This is a genomic window from Scytonema sp. UIC 10036 (assembly GCF_009725235.1).
On record NZ_WJFC01000061.1, the window covers coordinates 14,510 to 36,318 of the forward strand.

General features: G+C 40.2%; 19 protein-coding genes. 15 read left to right on the forward strand and 4 right to left on the reverse strand.

What is annotated here, in order from left to right; translation table 11 throughout:
* Window positions 1-260 precede the first annotated feature (260 nt).
* From F7734_RS26430 to F7734_RS26465, 8 genes are all read left to right on the forward strand, one after another.
* Window positions 261-1,511: a DUF4912 domain-containing protein gene (locus F7734_RS26430; protein ID WP_155747601.1), complete on the forward strand. Its 1,251-nt coding sequence runs from the start codon at window positions 261-263 to the stop codon at window positions 1,509-1,511.
* A 319-nt stretch (window positions 1,512-1,830) separates the two neighbouring features.
* Complete coding sequence (locus F7734_RS26435; protein ID WP_155747602.1) at window positions 1,831-2,592, forward strand: hypothetical protein; 762 nt, start codon at window positions 1,831-1,833, stop codon at window positions 2,590-2,592.
* Window positions 2,593-2,821: 229 nt separating this feature from the next.
* The gene (locus F7734_RS26440; protein ID WP_155747632.1) at window positions 2,822-3,757 is read left to right on the forward strand and encodes a phosphodiester glycosidase family protein; all 936 of its coding nucleotides are present in this window, start codon (window positions 2,822-2,824) and stop codon (window positions 3,755-3,757) included.
* A gap of 74 nt (window positions 3,758-3,831) precedes the next feature.
* Window positions 3,832-4,182, forward strand: coding sequence for a hypothetical protein (locus F7734_RS26445; RefSeq protein ID WP_155747603.1), 351 nt, complete (start codon window positions 3,832-3,834; stop codon window positions 4,180-4,182).
* Window positions 4,179-4,625 carry a nucleic acid-binding protein gene (locus F7734_RS26450; protein ID WP_155747604.1) on the forward strand — a complete coding sequence of 149 codons (447 nt, stop codon included), beginning with the start codon at window positions 4,179-4,181 and terminating at the stop codon, window positions 4,623-4,625. Before F7734_RS26445 ends, F7734_RS26450 begins: the two co-directional genes overlap by 4 nt.
* Before the next feature lie 357 nt (window positions 4,626-4,982).
* A complete protein-coding gene (locus F7734_RS26455) occupies window positions 4,983-5,333 on the forward strand; it encodes a hypothetical protein (RefSeq protein ID WP_207714218.1) in 351 nt (116 codons plus the stop codon).
* Window positions 5,334-5,449: 116 nt separating this feature from the next.
* A complete protein-coding gene (locus F7734_RS26460) occupies window positions 5,450-5,776 on the forward strand; it encodes a nucleic acid-binding protein (RefSeq protein ID WP_243147098.1) in 327 nt (108 codons plus the stop codon).
* Between the two features lie 162 nt (window positions 5,777-5,938).
* A complete protein-coding gene (locus F7734_RS26465; protein WP_155747605.1) occupies window positions 5,939-6,436 on the forward strand; it encodes a roadblock/LC7 domain-containing protein in 498 nt (165 codons plus the stop codon).
* Window positions 6,437-6,501: 65 nt separating this feature from the next.
* Here the strand turns inward: F7734_RS26465 and F7734_RS26470 are convergent, their stop codons facing one another.
* The 3 genes from F7734_RS26470 to F7734_RS26480 form a co-directional block, all read right to left on the reverse strand.
* The gene (locus tag F7734_RS26470; RefSeq protein WP_155747606.1) at window positions 6,502-8,037 is read right to left on the reverse strand and encodes an ammonium transporter; all 1,536 of its coding nucleotides are present in this window, start codon (window positions 8,035-8,037) and stop codon (window positions 6,502-6,504) included.
* Window positions 8,034-10,205: a protein kinase gene (locus F7734_RS26475; protein WP_155747607.1), complete on the reverse strand. Its 2,172-nt coding sequence runs from the start codon at window positions 10,203-10,205 to the stop codon at window positions 8,034-8,036. The genes F7734_RS26470 and F7734_RS26475 overlap by 4 nt, the downstream gene beginning before the upstream one ends.
* 345 nt (window positions 10,206-10,550) lie before the next feature.
* Window positions 10,551-11,798 carry an NB-ARC domain-containing protein gene (locus F7734_RS26480; protein WP_155747608.1) on the reverse strand — a complete coding sequence of 416 codons (1,248 nt, stop codon included), beginning with the start codon at window positions 11,796-11,798 and terminating at the stop codon, window positions 10,551-10,553.
* Between the two features lie 487 nt (window positions 11,799-12,285).
* Between F7734_RS26480 and F7734_RS26485 the strand changes: the two genes are divergently transcribed.
* From F7734_RS26485 to F7734_RS26505, 5 genes are all read left to right on the forward strand, one after another.
* Window positions 12,286-12,510: a hypothetical protein gene (locus F7734_RS26485; RefSeq protein WP_155747609.1), complete on the forward strand. Its 225-nt coding sequence runs from the start codon at window positions 12,286-12,288 to the stop codon at window positions 12,508-12,510.
* A gap of 175 nt (window positions 12,511-12,685) precedes the next feature.
* Window positions 12,686-12,949 (forward strand): hypothetical protein, encoded by a 264-nt coding sequence (locus F7734_RS26490; RefSeq protein WP_155747610.1) that lies wholly within the window; start codon window positions 12,686-12,688, stop codon window positions 12,947-12,949.
* Between the two features lie 275 nt (window positions 12,950-13,224).
* Window positions 13,225-13,791 carry a leucine zipper domain-containing protein gene (locus F7734_RS26495; RefSeq protein ID WP_155747634.1) on the forward strand — a complete coding sequence of 189 codons (567 nt, stop codon included), beginning with the start codon at window positions 13,225-13,227 and terminating at the stop codon, window positions 13,789-13,791.
* 75 nt (window positions 13,792-13,866) lie between these two features.
* Window positions 13,867-14,250, forward strand: coding sequence for a DUF2358 domain-containing protein (locus tag F7734_RS26500; RefSeq protein ID WP_155747611.1), 384 nt, complete (start codon window positions 13,867-13,869; stop codon window positions 14,248-14,250).
* A 94-nt stretch (window positions 14,251-14,344) separates the two neighbouring features.
* On the forward strand, window positions 14,345-15,520 hold the full coding sequence (locus F7734_RS26505; protein WP_155747612.1) for a TRC40/GET3/ArsA family transport-energizing ATPase: 1,176 nt from the start codon (window positions 14,345-14,347) through the stop codon (window positions 15,518-15,520).
* A gap of 173 nt (window positions 15,521-15,693) precedes the next feature.
* Here F7734_RS26505 and F7734_RS26510 read toward each other — a convergent pair whose 3' ends face one another.
* Complete coding sequence (locus F7734_RS26510; RefSeq protein WP_155747613.1) at window positions 15,694-16,455, reverse strand: hypothetical protein; 762 nt, start codon at window positions 16,453-16,455, stop codon at window positions 15,694-15,696.
* Between the two features lie 598 nt (window positions 16,456-17,053).
* On the opposite strand from F7734_RS26510, the gene F7734_RS26515 reads away from it, so the two are divergent.
* Both F7734_RS26515 and F7734_RS26520 read left to right on the forward strand, forming a co-directional pair.
* On the forward strand, window positions 17,054-18,373 hold the full coding sequence (locus F7734_RS26515) for a GAF domain-containing protein (protein WP_155747614.1): 1,320 nt from the start codon (window positions 17,054-17,056) through the stop codon (window positions 18,371-18,373).
* 5 nt (window positions 18,374-18,378) lie between these two features.
* On the forward strand, window positions 18,379-21,696 hold the full coding sequence (locus F7734_RS26520) for a GAF domain-containing protein (protein ID WP_155747615.1): 3,318 nt from the start codon (window positions 18,379-18,381) through the stop codon (window positions 21,694-21,696).
* Window positions 21,697-21,809 lie beyond the last annotated feature (113 nt).

Consider the following 21,809-nt stretch of genomic DNA (forward strand, 5'->3'; position numbering starts at 1 on the left):
AAAAAGAAGAAGCAATAGTCTCAACACTAGGGAAAAGAAGCATAAATCTTCTCCGTCGTGCTTTCCTGTCCACATACCGAATGTGGATTATCTAGGAAGAATTTTTGACCTGCAATTTAAAAAAACACTAAGTAAAGTTAGAAAACTCGGCAAAACCAGGAGTCAGGAATTAAAAATTTCGTCTGGGTTTTGATGGCACGATATAGCCGCAGTATTAACCAGGGGATATTAAGAACCTTTCAAAACTGGAGGCCAAAATCATGGCAAAAGAACGCCCACCGCTAGAAGAGATGACGTTGCGGCAGCTACGCAGAGTAGCCAGCGAGTATGCCATCTCTCGATATAGCAGAATGCGGAAATCGCAATTGCTGGCAGCTATTCAAGAAGTCCAGCGCAGTAAAGTTTCTCTCAGCCAATCTCGTTCACTGGAGGCACAGGAAACCGTGGAAGCAGCTAAATTTGAGTTAGGTCAGGTAGATCGTACTGGTGGAACTCTTTCTGATGTTGATGAAGGACTCGCAGATCTGCCTTTAGGTTATGGAGAAAGTCGTATTGTCCTCATGCCTCGCGATCCGCAGTGGGCTTACACTTACTGGGATGTTCCTAACGATCATAAGGAAGAATTGCGTCGCCAAGGCGGACAACAATTAGCTCTCCGAATCTACGATGTTACCGATATCAGCTTGGATTATCAAAGCCCTCACAGCATCCAAGAATATCCTTGTGATGAACTGGCAAGGGAATGGTATCTTCCCGTTCCAGTTAGCGATCGCGACTACGTGATTGACATCGGTTATCGTTGTGCTGATGGTCGTTGGTTAGTCCTAGCTCGTTCTGCACCTGTCCACGTTCCTCCTGTCTATCCTTCTGACTGGATTGAAGATGTCTTCATCAGTGTCAATTTTGAGGAAGATTTGCGCGGCAAAACCTTCTACGAACTCGTTCCTCCTGCCAAGAAAGTTGCTGCGGCTGGTACCACCACCAATGGCAACGCAATTTACGACCAAATCTTTGGCTTGGCAGAGTCCGCCGAAGCTTTACGGGTTGCAGGTTCTGTGTTTGGTTCCATGCAGCACGTTCCCGGATCTATGGTTCCACAGCAAGCCATCAGTTCCTACGTCTTCCCATCTGGCGTCGGTATGTGGGCAGTTCCCACTGTGTCTGGCTTGACAGAATCCGGTATCGGTATGTTTGCATCTGGTGCTGGCTTCTCTGGCGATGTACCCATGCGCCCACGCAAATTCTGGTTAATTGCTGATGCTGAGTTGATTGTTTACGGTGCAACCGAACCCGATGCTACTGTAACCATTGGCGGTCGTCCAATTAAACTGAATCCAGATGGTACCTTCCGCTTCCAGATGTCCTTCCAAGATGGTTTGATTGACTATCCAATCATGGCTGTCGCTGCTGATGGCGAGCAAACACGCTCAATTCACATGAAGTTTAATCGTGAAACTCCATCTCGCAATACCAATACTAAGGAAGAAGCTGTTTTAGAATGGCTCTCTTAATTTTGGATTTTGGATTTTGGATTTTGGATTGACCAAAATCTTTTGAAAAATTTACTCTCCGCTACAAATGTGCTGTGGCGGAGTTTTTATAATTTACCCCCACCTCACCACCTCGTTCCCAGGCTCCGCCTGGGAATGCCTTCAGATGAGGCTCCGCCTCCTTTTAACATCCTAATAAGTTTTACTGTGAAATACTTTAATTATATTAATGCGATCTGCAAGGTGTTCTAGCAAGCTACAGGATAAATCACTCCTACTATACTTGACAGATAAGCTCAAGACCTCTAATCTGATAATTTTAATTTATTACAGTAAGTATATGCCGGAAGTCATTAAACAAATGAAAGAACGCCGCAAAGTTGAATTTGAGAAAAATAATATCAAGTATCAGCTTTGGAGATTAGATGATTTTGAGTACAGAACGCTCAGACAAAGTAGCCTTCCTATTAAAGAAGATTACGACTTTTACTGGAACATTCATTATTCAGAACGCTATTGCGAGGATCGATTTAATTTAGCAAAATTATTTATAACACTAACATGGTTGTTTGGAGATAGTAGTGATTTCATTGATGATTGGAAAGGTTCGTTCTTTTTTCCTATTTTACTAGTCTTGGAAAAAAAACAAGGGAAATTTTTTTATGTACTATCAATCTATGACCATCGCGGTTCAATTACCTTCATGTTCTATAAAGTATTAGAGACTGATGTAGATAGCTATGATAAAAATGTACTACACGAGCCATTGGAATTAGAGTTCTCCCGAAAAGAAATTAATTATTTTCTCAACTATTTTTATGGTTTTATGGAAGGGTACTTTGAAAGTTTAAAAAAAATTCATGTGCCTCAGCCTTTTTTAAAGAAAATTGATTCAAATTTAATTCTATATGGTTATAAAGATAATGAATATTTTGAGGAGCACTACGAATCTGAAGAAACTTATAAAACAGCGATTCAAAGCTTTGAATTAGAAGGAGTGAGCGAGCTAAAACCTCAAAAGAAAGATAATGATGTAAAGAGTTTTTTACAAACTATCACGGGTGAAGCAGTCGAAAAGACAATTCTTTCAGGGGATTTTTGAAAAGTCATGATTGATGTATCAAATATTTTTTACCCCACCCTAACCCTCTTCGATGGATTGGGGAGGGAACCGGATTTTTCTTATTTCCCCCCTTTATAAGGGGGGATTAAGGGGGGTAATAATGTGTGAAAATTACAGCCGAGCGCTTTTCAAACAACCTCTCACTGTATTTAGAAAAAGCAGAATTGATTTTAACAACACTGTGAGTTGAAATAGTGTTTATTTTATGATGTCATATACCAAAAAACTCCAAAAAATCTTGATATTTTCCGTACTGATTATTATTTTGTACGGCTGTAAAATTTTAAATCAATCTTCCTCAAGAGCAGCAACAACCTGTATCGGTCAGGATAAAAGTTTTAGTATAAGTTTTTTCAAAACGAATAATCAAGGCAAGAAATATGAGAAAGGAATAAATCATGTTATTATTTTTAATCCTCAAGCCAAAGAGCTAGATTTTAAAGTCAATGTCGGTCTATCTAATAAACTATATGCAAGAGATAGTAAAGGCAATATAAGTCGAGACTACGTACCAAAAGTTTTTCGTGAAATCATTGCTGATGAAAACTCAAAGTTAAATGGACAAAAACCAATTGCAGCAATTAATGCTGACTACATAGATACTGATGATAAACCTCAAGGTTTAAATATTTCTCGTGGAGTTGAGTATTCAGGAGCGTTTAAAAACAAACGTTCTTCCTTTGGAATTTCAGGAGGGAACCCAAGTCAACGTCAGGCTACGATCGCCGTAGGAAGGAGAACGAATAATATTCTGAATTACAACTTGGTAGGAGGTAATGGTAGATTTTATCGGAACGGTAAATTTAAAGATATCTGTAAAGATTTGGGAGAACTGGCTTGCAAACAAGCTACAAATCGCTCTATGGTAGCTGTTAGCGATCGCGGTTATGTAATTTTGTTAGTGAATGATGCAAAAGCCAATTCAGACATTGAGTTATCCCAGAGCAATCAAGAACTTCTACCAGATATGTTTGACGATGTGCTAGGGGGAATTGCTCAAAATAATTGCTTGGGGAAAATTCAAGAAGGAATGTTATTTGACGGTGGTATGTCTCCAGGTTTATACTACAACAACAAAATATATGTGGAGAACTTAGGCCCAATTGGCTCAGTATTTTTGATATACAGAAATTCTCAGAAGTAGAAGCTTTATGTGGTAGGCTTTAGATCTATTTATGTAGATGATCGGCTAAAATAAGTAAAAAAAGGGTTTATGAAATGACAGAGCAACGAATATCAGATTTGACAGCTGACGAGCTAAAAGCCTTGGTAACTTCAACCATTAACGAACGGCTAAGTGCCATGAAAACTAGCTTGTTACAGGAAATATCCGATCTAATGGAGAGCAAGGTGAAAAGCTTAGCAGCTATCAATGGGCAAAGTAACTCATATATACTGCCTAAACTTACTGAGGTTCAAAGACAACAGAAATTAAAAGATTTGCAAGAAATGTTTCGCAGGTGGGACGAAGAGTATGATGAAGAGGAACAAAGAGAAACTTTTGAATATCTACAACAGGTTTTAGATGAAGACCGCCTTTCCAATCGACCCCTGTTCCCACAAACATGATAGTTGTATTAGATTCCGGGCCGCTAGGAATTTTAACAAACCCTAAAGCTTCTTCTCTCAACTTGGAGTGTCAGAGTTGGTTATTGTCTTTACAGTCAAAGGGTTATGAAATTATTGTACCAGAGATAGCTGACTATGAAGTTCGTCGGGAGTTAATACGAGTTAATAAGCTGTCTGGTATCAAGAGGCTGAATGATTTGAAAATGCAACTTAAATATTTGTCGATAGATACAGCAACGATGCTTCAAGCAGCTGAGTTTTGGGCTGAAGCAAGACGCCGGGGAATTCCTACAGCAGATCCAAAGGCATTAGACGGTGATGTCATTTTGGCAGCACAAGCTAAACTCATAGAAGCAATTGACGATCTAGTAATCATTGCTACAACAAATGTCAAACACTTATCTCAATTTGTAAGTGCTCGTATATGGCAAGAAATTGAGTGAAATGGGTAAAACGAGTTGAGTATCTAGCCAAACAACAAACAATTGCTAGTTTTGATCGTAAGTAACTAGAAGCTGCTATCCCTGAAATTCTTGCTTGTGCATCTTAAGTCATTTCTTAAAAACTTACAAGCACTCTTGATAAGTATAATTGGCAACCACACAAACAAAGTCAGGTACATAAGCTTTCTTAAAATGACCTGCAACCGTCAAGTTTCATTTGTGTAGCCATGATTTCTAATCGCTATGACTAAATTCAATTTTACATTAAATTTGGACAATAAGATTACTTGTTTTCTCACAATTCAATTAGGATTGCTATAAAATCCGGGAGAATGAGTACAAAAAAGGACTTATTAAATGACAGAGCAACGAATATCAGATTTGACAGTGGAAGAACTAAAAGCCTTGGTGACTTCAACGATCAACGAACGGCTAAGTGCCATGAAAGCTAGCTTGTTACAGGAAATAGCCAAATTAATTGAAGATAATGGGAAGCAGAGGGAGGAAGCTTTGGTCTATCAACCTGCTTATGTACTACCTAAAAGAACTAAAGAAGAACAACTCCAGATTAATCAAGCTTTAATTGAATGGCATCGCAAGTGGGTAGAAGAAGGAGATGAAGAAGAGCAGCGAGAGACTTTTGAGTATCTGCAAAAAGCATTAGATGAAGACCGTCTTTCAAATCGACCACTTTTTCCACAAAAATGATAGTTGTATTAGATTCTGGAACGTTAGGGATGTTAACTAATCCCAAGCCATCAGAGCTAACAATAGAATGCGGAGCTTGGGTAGAATCCTTATAGTCTAAAGGCTATAGGTTAATTATGCCTGAAATAGTAGATTATGAAGTGAGGCGTGAATTACTAAGAGCGAATAAGCTTGCTGGAATCAAAAGGCTTAATGAATTTAAAATGCGACTTGAATACGTGCAAATAAATACAGCAACAATGCTTCAAGCTGCTCAATTTTGGGCTGAAGCAAGACGCCGGGGAATTCCTACAGCAGATCCGAAGGCATTAGATGGTGATGTCATTCTAGCGGCGCAAGCCAAACTGATAGAAGCAAATGATGATATAGTAGTAATTGCTACAACTAACGTAAATCATCTGTCTCAATTTGTAGATGCTCGTCTGTGGCAAGAAATTGAGTGACATGGAGGCAAGCGATCGCAGTCCTCAACACGATTGCATTCTCATAGAGAATAATTACAGAGCATTATTTGTCGTCTAAAGCAGTCGTAATCGAACTTTGTAGAATTACTAGGTTATTATTGAGGAAAAGCTTTCTCTACCGTAGAAGGCACATGGCAAATCATGAAGATAGACACAATCCAAGGAATTTTACAGAAATTTGCGAGCAATACCATAGGTTTTCAGGGTGTAGCGGTGGTAAATGTCCAAGGTCAACCGATCGCATCAATTGGCATGGATGAGAACGCTACACTGACTATGGCTAGCATGATGATTTATTTGACTGAGCGCACTCGTAAAGAATTGGGATGGGAGGTGGTCGAGCAGATTGATGTTAAAAGTGCGGATGGTTATGTAATTTTAACCACCTGTAGCTCTGATGTTTTGTTGCTGGTAAAAGCCAGTAAGGTTCCAGAAGGGATGCTGGTTGTAGACATCAATCGAACTGTGGAAAAGCTGAAAATTGCGCTTGAGGATGATGAAGATAACATAGACTCAAATCATAAAGAATTGCAACCCCCTGTACCAATTAACCAAGAGTTTTCCGATACGAAATCTACTAGCAATGATAATCACCGTCCCCATCCTCAGATGTATAGAGGAAGCCAAGTACCTGCGTAAATAGTAAAGGTACACTGTGGAAAAATGCCCAAGATATACCAAACATTGGGAGAAAGATTATTTCGCTACACTTTTTTCCTGTCAAACCCGTGATAAGCATCCATGTCATGCTCGCTAAAATCTAAACCATTCATTTCTGCTTCGGGTGAAACTCGCAAACCCACTGTAACTTTAATTGCTGACCAAACAAGCCAGCTAAACACGACTGTGAATAGACCTACAGAGAAAATACCAAATAGCTGAATCAACAATTGGTTCAGACTATCTAGACCACCACCAACTAACAAGCCCTTTGCTGGACCTGGTGGTAAACCTGTTGATAGAAATAGTTCCTTACCATACCAAGGGTAAGCACCAGGTCCAACACTAAACAATCCTACAGCTAGTGTTCCCCAGATACCGTTGACAAGATGGACAGAGATAGCACCGACTGGATCGTCGATTTTTAAGTTTTTATCTATAAAAAGCACCGAGAAGAAAACAAGGATTCCTGCAATTATACCGATTAAAAAGGCGCTTCTAAAGTTTACAAAGGCAGAAGACGCTGTAATCGATACTAAACCTGCCAAAACACCATTGAGGATCATAGTCAGTTCTGGCTTACCAAAGCGCCACCAAGAAATAATGGTTGCTGCAATACCACCTCCTGCTGCTGCCATGTTAGTTGTGAAAAGAATGTGACTGATGGCATTGGGATCGGCTTTCAGTGTTGAGCCTGCATTAAAGCCAAACCAGCCCAACCAAAGAATTAAACTTCCTAAAGTAGCAATGCTCATGTTATGACCGGGCATAGCAATCGGTCCACTGTTGTCTTGATAGCGGTTAATTAATCTACCTTCTGATGCAAGTTTGTGGAGACGTGGTCCCAACAGCAAAGCTCCCACTAAGCCAGCCCAGCCCCCAACAGAATGAACTACAGTTGAACCAGCAAAATCATAAAAGCCTAAATCGGATAACCAACCACCTCCCCAAATCCAGTGACCAGTGATAGGGTAGGAAATACCAATGAGTAAAAAGCTAAAGATAAAAAATGCAATGAACTTAATACGTTCAGCAACGGCTCCAGTAAAAATAGTTGCGGCGGTGTCTGCAAAGACAAGTTGAAAAAAAAATAGCGCTTCCTGAGGTACATTTGATTTGAGGGACTTAAACATCTGTGGGTTTGTACCGTTAAAAAACCAACCATTTGTTCCAAAGAACAGATTTGTGTCGTCGCCAAACATAAGAGCACAGCCAATTCCCCAAAAAGCTACTGTAGCTAGAGCAAATACAATGAAGTTTTGAGCTAAGACATTTACAGCATTTTTGTGGCGACATAAGCCAGTTTCCAGCATTGCAAAGCCAGCATTCATAAAAAACACTACACAGCCAGTGAACACTACCCACATAGTGTTTACAGTTTTTTGCAATTCGTCTACAGTCTCTTGCAAGTTTTGAGAGTTTGTTGGTGTGGCTGTGGCATTTTGGGCTACTGCGGTGTAACTCCAAATCAGTAGAATTATCGCTGCCAAAACTAAGCTGACTTGCCAAGTCAGTAATAATCGGCTTTTCTGGCACTTTCGCTTTAATTTTTTGAGCTTTAACTTAGATATCAATTTCATATATCTTCCTTATCATCGTCATACATACGTGGTAAGCCATAGCGATCGTGTAGTTCTCGATCTATTTCTTGTAGTTTGTCTACTACCTTGTTCGGTCCTCCCTTCAATGCTTCTTTAAATTCTGGTTCCCGACGCTTTTTTTCCTCGGCAAAAGTCTGCTGGGCTTGTTCGATAGTGGTGTCTTGTTCGATAAAGTAACGAATCGTCGCTTCACCAATTGCAAATGTTATGGACAGAGCTGACTTTGTATCAGTTTGTTCAACGCCCAATTGTTTCAAAAATTTTTCGGCTTCACTGCTTTGGTCTGCGTTAGTAGCAATTTGGGCAATCATATTGACCAAGCGATTTTGGATGAACAACACTCGTTTTGAACCACCAAAAAGAATCCAACCAGCAAGAAATGCTAAACACGCTGCGACATATGTATAGTACTTAGCTACAGCTTTCTTGAGTGTGGTGACTGCGGTTGCTCTTCCAAAACCCTGTCTTGCAGCTTCATCAGGAATAGATCTGTATATCTGTAATGCAAGTTCTTCTATGTTATGTCGGTTATCGTCATACTCATCCCACAAAGTACAAACTGGAACATAAATTGAACTTAGACTTTTATACTCAGCAATTCTCTCCTTAACGCAATCACGGATATTAGCTTCTTTTGCTTGCTGTCTTGCTGTTTTTGGTTTTATATCACTAGTCTGAGAATCAAAACTCAGGTTATAGGGCGGATTCCATTCTGAAGTGGGTGGAATCCGGTCAATCTTATTTACAACCAAAATGACTGGTAGTTCTGCTCCATGTTTTCGTTGGTGTGCTAATTTCAAATCACCCAGAAAAGCAACATCGTTAGCCACATATGCTCGCTCATCAGCAGGAATGACAAATAACAAGATGTCTACTTTGTTTTGAACAATATCATTAATGGCTTGTTGAAAAGCTGCATTATTTCGTGAGTCACCTACGCCGCGTGAATCTACAAATCTTGCTTTCCATCCATTCCGCTCATATTCATCGTATGCTTGACGGGCTGGTGTTGTTGCTTTCGCTAATCCAACCCCGGCAACACGCTGTCCCAGAATAGCATTGATCAAAGATGACTTGCCAGAGCCAGAACGTCCATAAAGAGCTATTTTGGGAATCCTACTTTGTTTTGTCAATAGCTGAAGTTTATTTTTAAGAATTTGTTCCGCTAAAAACTTTAGTGGTTGGGGCAGTTGTGATAAACTTGAACGAATTGATGACTCCACAGCTTGCATCAATTCGTCAGTTTCATAACTAATCTTCTTCAGTCTTTGCAAAATCACCTGCGTACTCTGCGGTCTATGTTTTGGAGACGGAGCCATCAGATTATCAATTAAATCTGCCAATAGCTCAGAAATATATGGAACAAAATCTCGCCAAATCAACTGGCCTGTTGTGACGTCTTCTAAAAATGAACTCGGAGGCTTACCTGTTAGTAAGTGAACAAATGTCCTCCCTAGCGCAAAAAAATCAGATTGTATGACAGCTTTTCCTTGGATTTGTTCTAAAGGCGTATAGCCATATGACAGCACCCTCGTACCTTCGATACCCTTGGCTATACTTAAGAGATAAGTCGTTGTAGCATATTTAACAGCACCAAAATCAATTAACACGAGTTGACCATCGGGTTTGAGCATGATATTTGATGGCTTGATATCCCGATGAAAAAACCTGTTTTCATGCAACACATCCAGAATCTCTACAAGTTGTTGTAACCAGACCAATGCTAAGTTTTGAGTAAGGGATTGATTTTGCTGTAACCACTGCTCCAAGTTTTGCCCCTCTATTTTCTCCATAACCAAGCAGTGCAATATCTTGCGTTTGTTGGGGAGCGATAAGGTTAAAGTAAAGTATCCATCTGGCTCAACTCTAGGAATTCCTGAGTGCTGCAAATTACTTAAAACGGTGGCTTCACGTTCCAGCATTTCCACCCACCTAGGTCCATCTTCTTTAAGAACCTTTAGAACTCTTGGTGTTCCTCCATCATCTACCTCAAAGATTTCAGTATAGTTTTCTTGGCGTGGTTTGTGCAGTGCTCGAACTAGTCGATACCGCTCATTAACCAGCAGCCTATTCCCACAGGTTTGACAACGCTCTACATGGTCAAGATTTTGGCGCTGTTCGCACCAGGGATTGATGCAGTAACTCACAAAATTCTCTCTGTGTAAAAAAAATAACTAACATCTTATTGATTATCATAACTTAGTATTGCTTTGATTTTCGCTTCTATCTAAAGTAAGAATTGGCTTGCATTTGTAACATATTTTTTCTAACTCCACTAGGTTTACATGAAGTAATGTACTCAGCACTTTTAAAGTCTTTTCTCTACAGACCTAATCATGGGATAACCAAGTTTTTAATGCTCTTTTATTACTCTCAAAAGAGAATAATTGAGGCGACTGGAAGTCGCACCTATCTAAAAAAAGTCCGCCTGCGCGGACTAACATAACATAGAAATGGGATTTCAATTTTTTCGCGAAAGTGGTGGAAGAGCGTTAGTTCACTAATTGCGCTTGTGGCAACTTAGTAGTATACGCCATAACCACAGATTGGAGAGTGAAACAGGTTTCATCTTGTACTGGAATTTTTTCTATCAGCGATCGCCGCAACAAGGAGTCCACAGCATCTGTAACTCCTGACACTGTTAACTCCTTTCGTAAATTTCTCAGTGCAACTGGTTGACATTGACGTGCTAATATATACATAATACTCTTCTCTAAATCTGACAATCTCTCAAAATGAGCGTCTAATAAATTACGAATTTCGCGAAATACTAATGTAGAGTCGAGAAATTCAGAAATTTTCCCATCAAATACGTCTCTAATCCTTGTGGAAACGAGATTTAAGCACAATGCATTACCACCATAAAATTCAATAAGCGTTTGCCATCTGGATTCTTCGAGCAGTCCTTTTTCCCTAAATATTTCCTTGGCTGCTTCTCCCAAACTACCTAACTGCATCGATCTCACGGGTTGTGTTTTTCCTGCCATTAATGAGATTTCTAGGGATGAATCTAAACTCGTAATCAATAAGCAACTTTGATGCTGCTCTTCTCCAACCCGTTTTAATAGATTCCGATAATCTTCGTATCCCTGTCTGTATTGTCCGGCTGTATCGCTACTGACTAAAATATTTTCCCAATCATCCAATACCAGCAAACAGCGATGCTGCTCCAAATACTTAATTAAATATGTTATTCTGCTGTTTACAGTTTCGGGTAAGTTTGTTTGCTGACCGTTAGATAAGAATTCGATCAACTCTGCTAGAAGTTCTAGAATTGATGGGGTATGGTGTAGCGATCGCCAAATCACATACTCAAACTTATCCTGAATTTTCCTTGCCAACTTTACAGCTAAGGAGGTTTTGCCAATTCCACCCATACCTGAAAGCGCAACAATTCGGCATTTCTCCTTGACAATCCATTGTTCTAACCTAGCCAGTTCTTCAGTTCTACCATAAAAAATAGAGATATCCGGTGCATTTCCCCAATCTCGTTGGAGGTTACCGCTTTCACTGGCAAAATCCTCAAAGGTCGAGATTGATTTCCAATCTAACCCCAACTTTTGACAAATCTCCACAAAATTAAGATAATCAACGGGCTTACCAGTCATAAAGTTGTTAACAGTAGAGCGGCTCAGCCCTAACTCTGTCGCTAAAGCATTTTGGCTGGGAAAGCTAGAACGCTTGAGAGCCGATTTGACTTTTGCGTTGAACTTTGGATCGATTTTAAGCGAACGGGACATAATTAGGAATCCGGGTTGAGTCTTGCTAGGTATACAAAAGCTCTAAATTTGTCTCGGACAAGGGCTTTGAGTGCTACTTATCAAAAATTAAGGTAGTCAGTTGAATGAATCACACTACAGCAAATACAAAATATATTTCTCACTGACAGCTTTTGAAGTTAAGTTGTTCCATTTAATTTGCGTAATTTGGGCGAGCAGGATGCCTCAACTACAAGATTTAGGACAATTGCAAGTCAACGTCCTTTAGCTTGGTAAATGCATTATTCCCAAAATACTTTTTTTCTCAGACTGCTACTTTCTTTCAATAATAGACAAGATTTTACGTATACAGCTTTTGTCCGACATTACTCAATCAATGCCTAGGTAAAGTCAGGCAAGTGGCTTAGCTGAATCTCCGTCACCTCTGGACTTTAATAAAAGTGTACAAGCAAGTAGAGCAAACCGTCATACTCTACTTAAAACAGAAAATTTTCATCAAGACAATAATATGCAAGACACACAAGAGTCTCAAAATAAAGGTTCCAAACGTAAAGTTTCGTGGCTAGATTTGCTTGTAGTAGTGTTTACTATCATTAGCACTATAGCCCAACTTATTGGATTGGGTTTTCAAACCTTAGAGTACCTTAATAAAGTACAGCCATCTTCTGTGAAGATAGTTCAACAGGAAACTCAAAATAATTCTAACAAAGGAAAGCTTCAATCTCAAAATTAATGTTAATTTGCAAAGTACTCTCAACCTAATAGTAGAGCGATCGCCAAATTAAATACTCAAAGTCACCGTGAATCTGCTTTGCTAGCTTGACGGTGACGACTACGCCAATACGATTCATGGTCAAAAACATTACAATATCTACATTTGCCCTATAGTGCATAACCAAAAGTATAGTATGAGCAGAATATCAGCAGAAAAAATTGAGAAGTTGATTGCAGAAGCTGAGCAAGCTGGTATCCCTGATGAGGAATTACAAGAGCTTAGGGACTACCTTGCCGAAATTAAGTCAGCAAAAATGATTACTGAAGTGAAGACAGAACCAATGTATCAAGAATTTATAAGGGCAGGAAAAAGGGTTGTTCGTATATCAACTGGCCCAATGTTTTCAAATGATAATGATTTTGACAGCTTAACCTTCAAACCTGCCAAACGTCTTTAGAGGATGTTTGAAAAGTCACAATTGGTGTATCAAATATTTTTTACCCCTCCCTAGCCCTCCCCTTGTAAAGGGGAGGGAACTAATTTCCAGTTTCCCCCCTTTATAAGGGGGGATTAAGGGGGGTAATAATGTGATGAAAATTACAACTAACCTCTTTTCAAACAACCTCTAATACAAGTCTGATTAATTACACTACAAACACGATGGCTTCTCTACCCCCGGTCGCAATACCACCTGAAAGCGCTACTCTAAGAACTGAAGATAAAAAAACAAATATGATACCTTCAGAAATCGCGGATACACTCACGGAATTATTTGGTACTGAAACTGTCGGCGCTATTGCACCCGGTTCCTGGCAAGTCGAAACAGCAACTTTTCGACTCCTTGTGATGCTTTCAGACGATGAAAGTTGGTTGCGAGTATTATTACCTATTATGCCCGCGTCAGAAGCCCAACCTTTTTTAGAACAATTTTTGGAAGCAAATTTCGATGATACCCAAGAAGTCCGCTATGCCTTACAGCAAGGTGTCGTTTGGGGAGTCTTTCAGCACAATTCTAGTAGCTTAATTGCGGAAGATCTTCGGGATGCGATCGCCCGACTCATTTCTTTACATCAAAATGGTTTGGACAACGTCTTCAATCGACTGATAGAAAGGCGCATAAGACAAATTATCCAAGCCGCAAAACAGCAAGGACAATCTTTAGAAGCCACCATGCAAAACCTCGACCGTTTTTACGCCGAGGGACTGATGGGAGAGATCGACCAAACCGCCCAAGCGCGAGAGGAAGTTCTCGGCGTGTGGCGGTATCAGTTAGAGAGACTGTGGAACGAGATACAGTGACCACCTGACCACTAACGACTAACAACTAACCACTAACAACTAACAACTAACCACTAACAACTAACCATTAACCAAATGGAAATTATTCAAATTCTTCAACAGGACTATCAAAGATTTCCTGTGAATCAAACATACGACATTTACGCTCAGGACGTTTATTTTCAAGACCCCCTCAATAAATTTCACGGTATTGAGCGATACAAACAAATGATTAAATTCATGGAGACTTGGTTTTTAAACATAAAAATGGACTTGCACGCCATTTACCCTGTAGGAGACACTATCAAAACGGAGTGGACACTTAGCTGGAACACTCCCCTTCCCTGGAAACCTCGGATTGCTATTTCTGGCTGGAGTGAGTTGCGTCTCAATTCTCAAGGTTTGATTGCTTCCCACATTGATTATTGGAACTGTTCCCGTCTTGATGTGTTAAAGCAACATTTTGCCAGTGACCAGTGACCGATGAATGGTTACCGGTCACTGGTCATCGGTCACTGTTAAGGAGCATAATGTAAATAAGTGTAAACATTTCTCAGCTAGGACAAAACTATCAATGCGCGTAATTTTAATGACAGGTAAAGGAGGAGTGGGAAAAACCTCAGTAGCCGCCGCCACTGGACTCCGTTGTGCAGAACTAGGTTATCGCACATTAGTTTTGAGTACAGATCCCGCACACTCACTAGCAGACAGTTTTGACCTAGAACTGGGACACGCACCAAAACAAATCCGTCCTAATTTGTGGGGTGCAGAACTGGATGCGCTACTGGAGTTGGAGGCAAATTGGGGTTCTGTGAAACGCTACATCACCCAAGTCCTGCAAGCACGGGGTCTAGATGGTGTACAGGCAGAAGAATTAGCTGTTTTACCAGGGATGGATGAGATTTTTGGTTTGGTGAGGATGAAGCGTCATTATGATGAAGGTGAGTTTGACGTCTTGATTATTGACTCCGCTCCCACTGGCACTGCATTGCGCTTGTTAAGCTTACCAGAAGTGAGTGGCTGGTATATGCGTCGCTTTTACAAACCGTTTCAAAATATTTCAGTCGCACTTCGACCTCTGGTTGAACCAATTTTTAAACCCATTGCTGGTTTCTCATTACCGGATAAAGAGGTGATGGACGCACCTTACGAGTTTTATCAACAAATTGAAGCGCTGGAAAAAGTTTTAACTGATAACACTCAAACGTCAGTACGTCTTGTCACCAATCCGGAAAAGATGGTGATTAAAGAGTCTCTTCGCGCTCATGCTTATCTCAGCTTGTACAATGTTGCTACTGACTTAGTTGTCGCCAACCGCATCATTCCGGAAGAAGTGCAAGATCCCTTTTTCCAACGTTGGAAAGATAATCAAAAACAGTACCGTCAGGAAATTCATGACAATTTCCATCCACTCCCTGTCAAGGAAGTTCCTCTTTTCTCTGAGGAGATGTGTGGTTTAGATGCTTTGGAACGTCTAAAAAATACGCTTTACACGGACGAAGATCCTACTCAAGTGTATTATCAAGAAACCACCATTAAAGTTGTCCAAGAAAACAATCAGTACAGTTTGGAATTGTATTTACCCGGTATTCCTAAGAATCAAATTCAATTGAATAAATCTGGTGATGAACTCAACATTACAATTGGTAATCATCGTCGCAATTTAGTGTTACCCCAATCTTTGGCTGCACTCCAACCTGCAGGAGCAAAAATGGAAGAAGATTATCTCAAAATTCGTTTTGCGGCTTGATTATCATATAAAACATTCTGCTTTAGAAACCTGATTTCCTGATTTCATAGAGAAAGCAGGTTTCTAAATTTTAGTATTAGATCTCCCGTCATCAGATGAGCCAGTGTCCACTACATACTGCGTAGGTTTTGCATAAAAATACGAAATTACGTAGGTTGGGGGAATAGTATTGACTACGAACCGACTGTTTTAAAACCCCTAGCTGTGAGAATAACTTTAGAACCTTGACGGACTGTTAAGATAGTTGATGAGGCAGATGAGGGGCGATCCGGATTACCCATAGCTTGCTGTATATTATATTTATAATCTTTATTATTCCAAGTCATAGTACATATTCCCTGGCGACAAGTCATTTTTCCACCAGTCAAGTTGATACATTTGCCTTGAGAGTCACAGCCACGATAAGTTAAGTTTCCTGTCCCGTTCACTCCTGACCAAGAATTGATATTACCAATTGTAACTGTCCATTGACCATTAGTGATGGTACGTGTATTAGCTGAATTCTTAGCTTGACTTGAACCAACAATCTCCATCTTTGTCACGATGGTTTCTATTCTCGTTTTTCCACAAGGTTCTATACTTTGGCAGTCATTTATTCGAGCATTTCCATAAGTTAAACGAACCTTTTTATTTAAGAAAGTTTTTTCCTTTGCACAAATCTCAAAGCTAGCCCCAACTCGACGCTCAAGATTTTTTTCATCTAACAATGTGACATAGCACATTAAATCACCAGTGACTAGTTCTTTAATTGTGCCAACTGTTGGTTGAGCGGAACTTTTTTGCTGATTTTTATTCAACACAGAAACTTCTGATATATTTGTTTGTAGTTGCTTAACCGTTTTTGTTTCAGTCGCATGAGCAAATGAATAGCTGCCGCTATAAACTGCGATTGCACTACCTACTACAGCTAAAGTTTTAAGGTTACTGATTATCATAATTTTTTTCTTAGATTTGGCTCGCTATCTTAAAAACCACATCATTAAAAGCAGATTCCGGAAATTATAACCATTGATTCCTTATCCCTTTCTAAGAAACACACTCAAGTTTATCAGGGGAGTGTTGGGGTGAGGTAAAACTAACATTAAAGCCTGGGTCAATTAGACTCCAAAAATTACATATGCATGACATATAACCCTTGTAAATACGCTTTAAATAGCGCGTTTCTACATTCTTTTTCAGAGATATCTTTTAGATATGTTAGGCTAGTATATATACTGTAAACTAAAAAAAAAGAAAATTCTCAAATTCACCCTTAAAAAGTTAAAAAGTGAGATTTAGAGGCAAAGTAATGCTTTTCTTTAATCAAGATAATTAGTATGGCTTAAATATGTCTAAAACTGGGGTAGGCAATGCCAACTCTCCTTCTGGATTCTACTTAAAGTATAGAAAACTATAAAATTATTTTGCCAAATTTTGCCAGTATTTTTACTGAAGACAAACAGCACAATCAAAATTCACAATATTATTAGATAAATAATTATCCTTTGAAATTTATTTCTCTTTATTTCATCCAACCTTATTTGAGAAAAAGCTATGACTCTCAGCATTGAACAAGATTTACAATTGCGTTTAGAACAAGAAAATTTGCTACGACGCATTATAAACAGCATTCATCAAACTTTAGATCTAAACGATATTCTGAGAGCAACAGCAGAGGAAATCCGTTCTTTACTGAGAACAGATCGAGTTATGCTCTATAAATTCCATGGTGATGGTAGCGGTCAAGTGATTGCAGAATCTATAGATAACAATCGTTTACCATCGCTACTGGGATTAAATTTTCCAGCTGATGACATTCCGCTTCATGCTCGGAAAATGTTTATGAAAGCACGATCGCGTTCTGTTGTGAATGTTGACACGCGACAGATAGGTCAAAGCCCTTTGCGTAATTTAGTAACGGGAGAAGCGACATCAGGAGACATCACATACCGCCCTGTCGATCCTTGCCATGTCGAGTATTTAACGGCAATGGGGGTGAAGTCTTCTCTGATCATGCCAATTTTTCATCAAGAAGAACTTTGGGGACTGTTAGCTTCCCATCACTCAGAACCGCGTTTGGTACCTGAGTCGGAAATTGATGCAGTGCAGATGGTGGTCGATCAGTTATCCGTTGCGATCGCACAAAGCGATATTCTAACCAAAGCCCAAGCAAGAGCGCAAAGAGAAGCAGTACTCGATCGCATCACAGCCCTACTGCATTCAATGCCCCGTATTGAATTCCAGTCAGCGTTAAAAGAAACTGTTGAGGCGTTTTCTGGAACTGGTGGTCGGTTGTGCATCAGACATCAAGCCTTTAGCTTGCAAAATGACACAGTGAAAAGTTTGGCAGACTGTCTGAATGCGGAAAACCCATCCATTGAGCTTTATACCTGTGGTTGGCAACCCGTGATGCCAGAGGTGGCAAAATATCAATATATGGAGCAATACAGTGTCTGGCAAGAACGTTACAAATCTGGTAACTGTGATGTTTGGGGAATTACAGACATATATCAAACACCCGAATTGCGAAATCTGCAAATTGCTTTCCAAGCCACTAAAATTCGCAGCATTATGATGATACCACTGCAATATCGTCAGCAGTTGCTCGGTTATTTAAGTGTTTTCCGCAACGAAATTGATACCGAAACTCTATGGGCTGGTCAGTTTGACCCCGATCAACGGCAATTGTATCCCAGGTTGTCCTTTGAAGTGTGGCGAGAATCTAAAAAGGCGCAAGCTTGTGAATGGACTGTTGAAGAAATTGAATTAGCCCAAGCCATAGGAAAGCAATTTGCCCTCTTCATTCAACAATATGAAATTTACCAACAGGTGCAAGCCTTTAATGCCAACTTATTTCAGAATTTATTTGGCTAAACGCAATGTCCCCTAGTGCCAAACACGATCTGCAGATTCGTTTAGAACAAGAAAATTTGTTACGCCGGATTGTTAACAATATTCGGCGAACACTTTCTTTAGAAGAGATTTTGACAACAACAGTTGCCGAAGTACGTTCTTTGCTGGGCATTGACCGGGTACTGATTTACAAATTTCATCCCGATAGTAGCGGTCAAGTGATTGCTGAAGCGATCGATCAATATCGTCTCCCGTCGTTGCTGGGGCTGAATTTTCCTGCGGATGATATTCCTCTCCATACCCGAGAACTTTTTATGAAGGCGCGGGTGCGTTCTGTAGCTCATGTTGAAAGTCGGCAAATAGGTCACAGCCCGTTACGTAATTTGGAAACGGTCGAGAGTGGATCGGAAAATATACGCTACAGACCTATCGATCCATGCCATTTGGAATACTTGACTGCAATGGGTATTACGTCCTCTTTAGTCACTCCCATTTTCCATCAAGACCAACTTTGGGGACTGTTGGTGTCTCATGATGCAAATTCACGATTGTTTGGTGAAGATGATGTTGAAGCAGTACAGAGAGTTGTCGATCAATTATCTGTTGCGATCGCCCAAAGTAACGTACTTACTCAAGCGCATGAAAAATCACAACGTGAAGCCATTGTTAACCGTGTTGCCATCTTATTACACTCAATGCCCTCTGTTGAATTGCAACCAGCTTTAGAAGAAGCAGTGAGGGCATTTGGAGGAGCTGGTGGCAGGCTTTGCATCAGGAATCAAGCCTTTGATGTTAAGAACAATACAGTGAGAAGTTTGGCAGAATGCTTGGAATTAGGGCAGCCTTTTATCAAGATATATACTTTTGGGCAACAACCTAATATCCCGGAAATTGCCAGATATCAATTGATGGAGCAATATAGCGTTTGGCAGGAACACTATAATAAACAAGGAGACTGTGACATATGGGCTATTCCAGATATCTACAAAACACCACTGTTGCGAAATCTACAAGTCGCTTTCCGATCCACCAAGATTCGCAGTATCTTGATGCTACCACTCCAGTACCGTCAGCAATTAATGGGTTATTTAAGTATCTTTCGAGATGAAATTGATACAGAAACTCTCTGGGCTGGACGGTTCGATCCCGACGATCGGCAATTGTATCCTCGGTTATCATTTGAAGTTTGGCGCGAATACAAAAAAGCACAACCTCGTGAATGGACTGTAGAAGAAATTGAATTAGCCCAAGCATTAGGAAAGCAGTTTACCTTGGCAATTCAGCAGCGTGAGATTTACCAACAAGTGAATGCTCTGAATGCCAACTTAGAAAATCAAGTTAAAGAGCGTACAGCCAAATTACAACAAGCAACCGAACAACAACAAGCTTTGTTTAGTGTTGTCACCAAGATCCGCGAATCTCTTGACCTTGATACCATTTTCAACACCACAACAAAGGAAGTCTGTCAACTTCTACAAACAGATCGGGTTGCTGTTTACCGTTTTAATTCCGATTGGGGTGGCGAATTTGTCGGCAATTTTGAGGCATTTAATCAAGACTGGTCTAATGTATCTCAACTGGGCATCAATACAGTTTGGAACGATACCTATTTACAAGAAACTCAGGGAGGGAGGTATCACAACAATGAAACTTCTGCTGTAGACGATATTTATCAAGCAGGTTTCGACCGCTGCCACATTGATATACTAGAACAGTTTTCTATCAAAGCTTATATTCTTGCTCCCATTTTTGTTGGTTCTCACCTTTGGGGTTTGCTAGCAACATATCAACACTCTCAACCCCGCCAATGGGAAGCGACTGAAATTCAATTTATGAGTCAAGTTGCTGCCCAACTTGGGGTAGCACTTCAACAAGCTGAATTGCTCACTCAAACACGACAGCAAGCACTTGACTTGCAACAAGCAGCTACGCAACAACATCTGTTGTTTGAAGTTGTCACTAAGATGCGGGAGTCTCTTGACCTAAATACAATTTTTAGCACAACAACAAGAGAGATTCGACGATTTCTGAATGCCGATAGAGTGGGGATGTATCGATTCGATCCTACTTCCAAAGCAGAGGAGGGGGAATATATAGTTGAAGACGTGGTACCTGGTTTTTCTTCGGCATTGGGAATTAAAATCCAAGACCATTGTTTTCATAAAGTTTACGCAGAGCGATACCGCCAGGGACAACTGCAATCAGTGGCTGATATTCACAAGGCTGGGTTGCATAAATGTTATGTGGCAATGTTGGAGCAATTTCAGATTAAGGCAGCCTTAATTGTTCCAGTGATGAAAGGTGATGAGCTTTGGGGATTGTTGTGTATTAACCAGTGTGCCCAACCCCGGTGCTGGCAACCTTGGGAAATCCAGTTTGCCACTCAGGTTGCTGCTCAACTTTCGGTAGCGATTGAGCAATCTAGTTTACTGGTTCAAACTCAACAGCAAGCAGCACAGTTGACTAATGCACTGCACGAACTACAGCAAGCGCAGACTCAACTAATTCAAACTGAGAAAATGTCATCACTGGGTCAGTTGGTTGCAGGTGTTGCTCACGAGATTAACAATCCAGTCAATTTCATTTATGGCAACATTACCCATGTGAATGAATATACTCAAGATTTGCTGGCAATGTTGGAACTTTACCAGCGACATTATCCCAATCCCAACCCTGAAATTATCGCGCAAGCAGAAGATCTGGAGTTTGATTTTATTTTAGAGGACTTGCCCAAGATACTTGCTTCTATTAGGATAGGAACCGATCGCATCCGTCAAATTGTTCTCTCGTTAAGAAATTTCTCCAGACTTGACCAAGCTGAAATGAAAGCTGTGGATATTCACGAGGGTATTGACAGTACGCTGCTGATTTTACACTATCGGATAAAGCCCAGACCTGACAGCCCTGGGATTGACATTATTAAAGAGTATGGCGATTTACCTTTGGTTGAGTGCTATGCAGGACAACTTAATCAGGTGTTTATGAATGTTGTCAGCAATGCTATTGATGCTTTGGATCAACATAGGGCGTCTGTAGCAGATGCGCCAAAGGGTAGAATTGCGATCGCAACATCTGTAGGTCAAATAGACGGTTATATTCCCAGTATTGTGATTCGCATTTCTGACAATGGTTCGGGAATACCCCAAAATTTGCTCCAACGAGTCTTTGACCCATTTTTCACAACTAAGCCAATCGGTAAAGGAACTGGTTTAGGGTTGTCAATTAGTTACCAAATTATTGTGGATAAACACCATGGAGTTTTTAAATGCAACTCTCAAGTAGGATTGGGAACTGAGTTTTGGATTGAAATTCCAATAATTACCCCCCTTAATCCCCCCTTGTAAAGGGGGGAAACAAGAGAAATCCAGTTCCCTCCCTTTATAAGGGGAGGGTTAGGGTGGGGTAAAAAATATTTAAGTCCCTCCCCTTTATAAGGGGAGGTTAGGAGGGGTAAAAA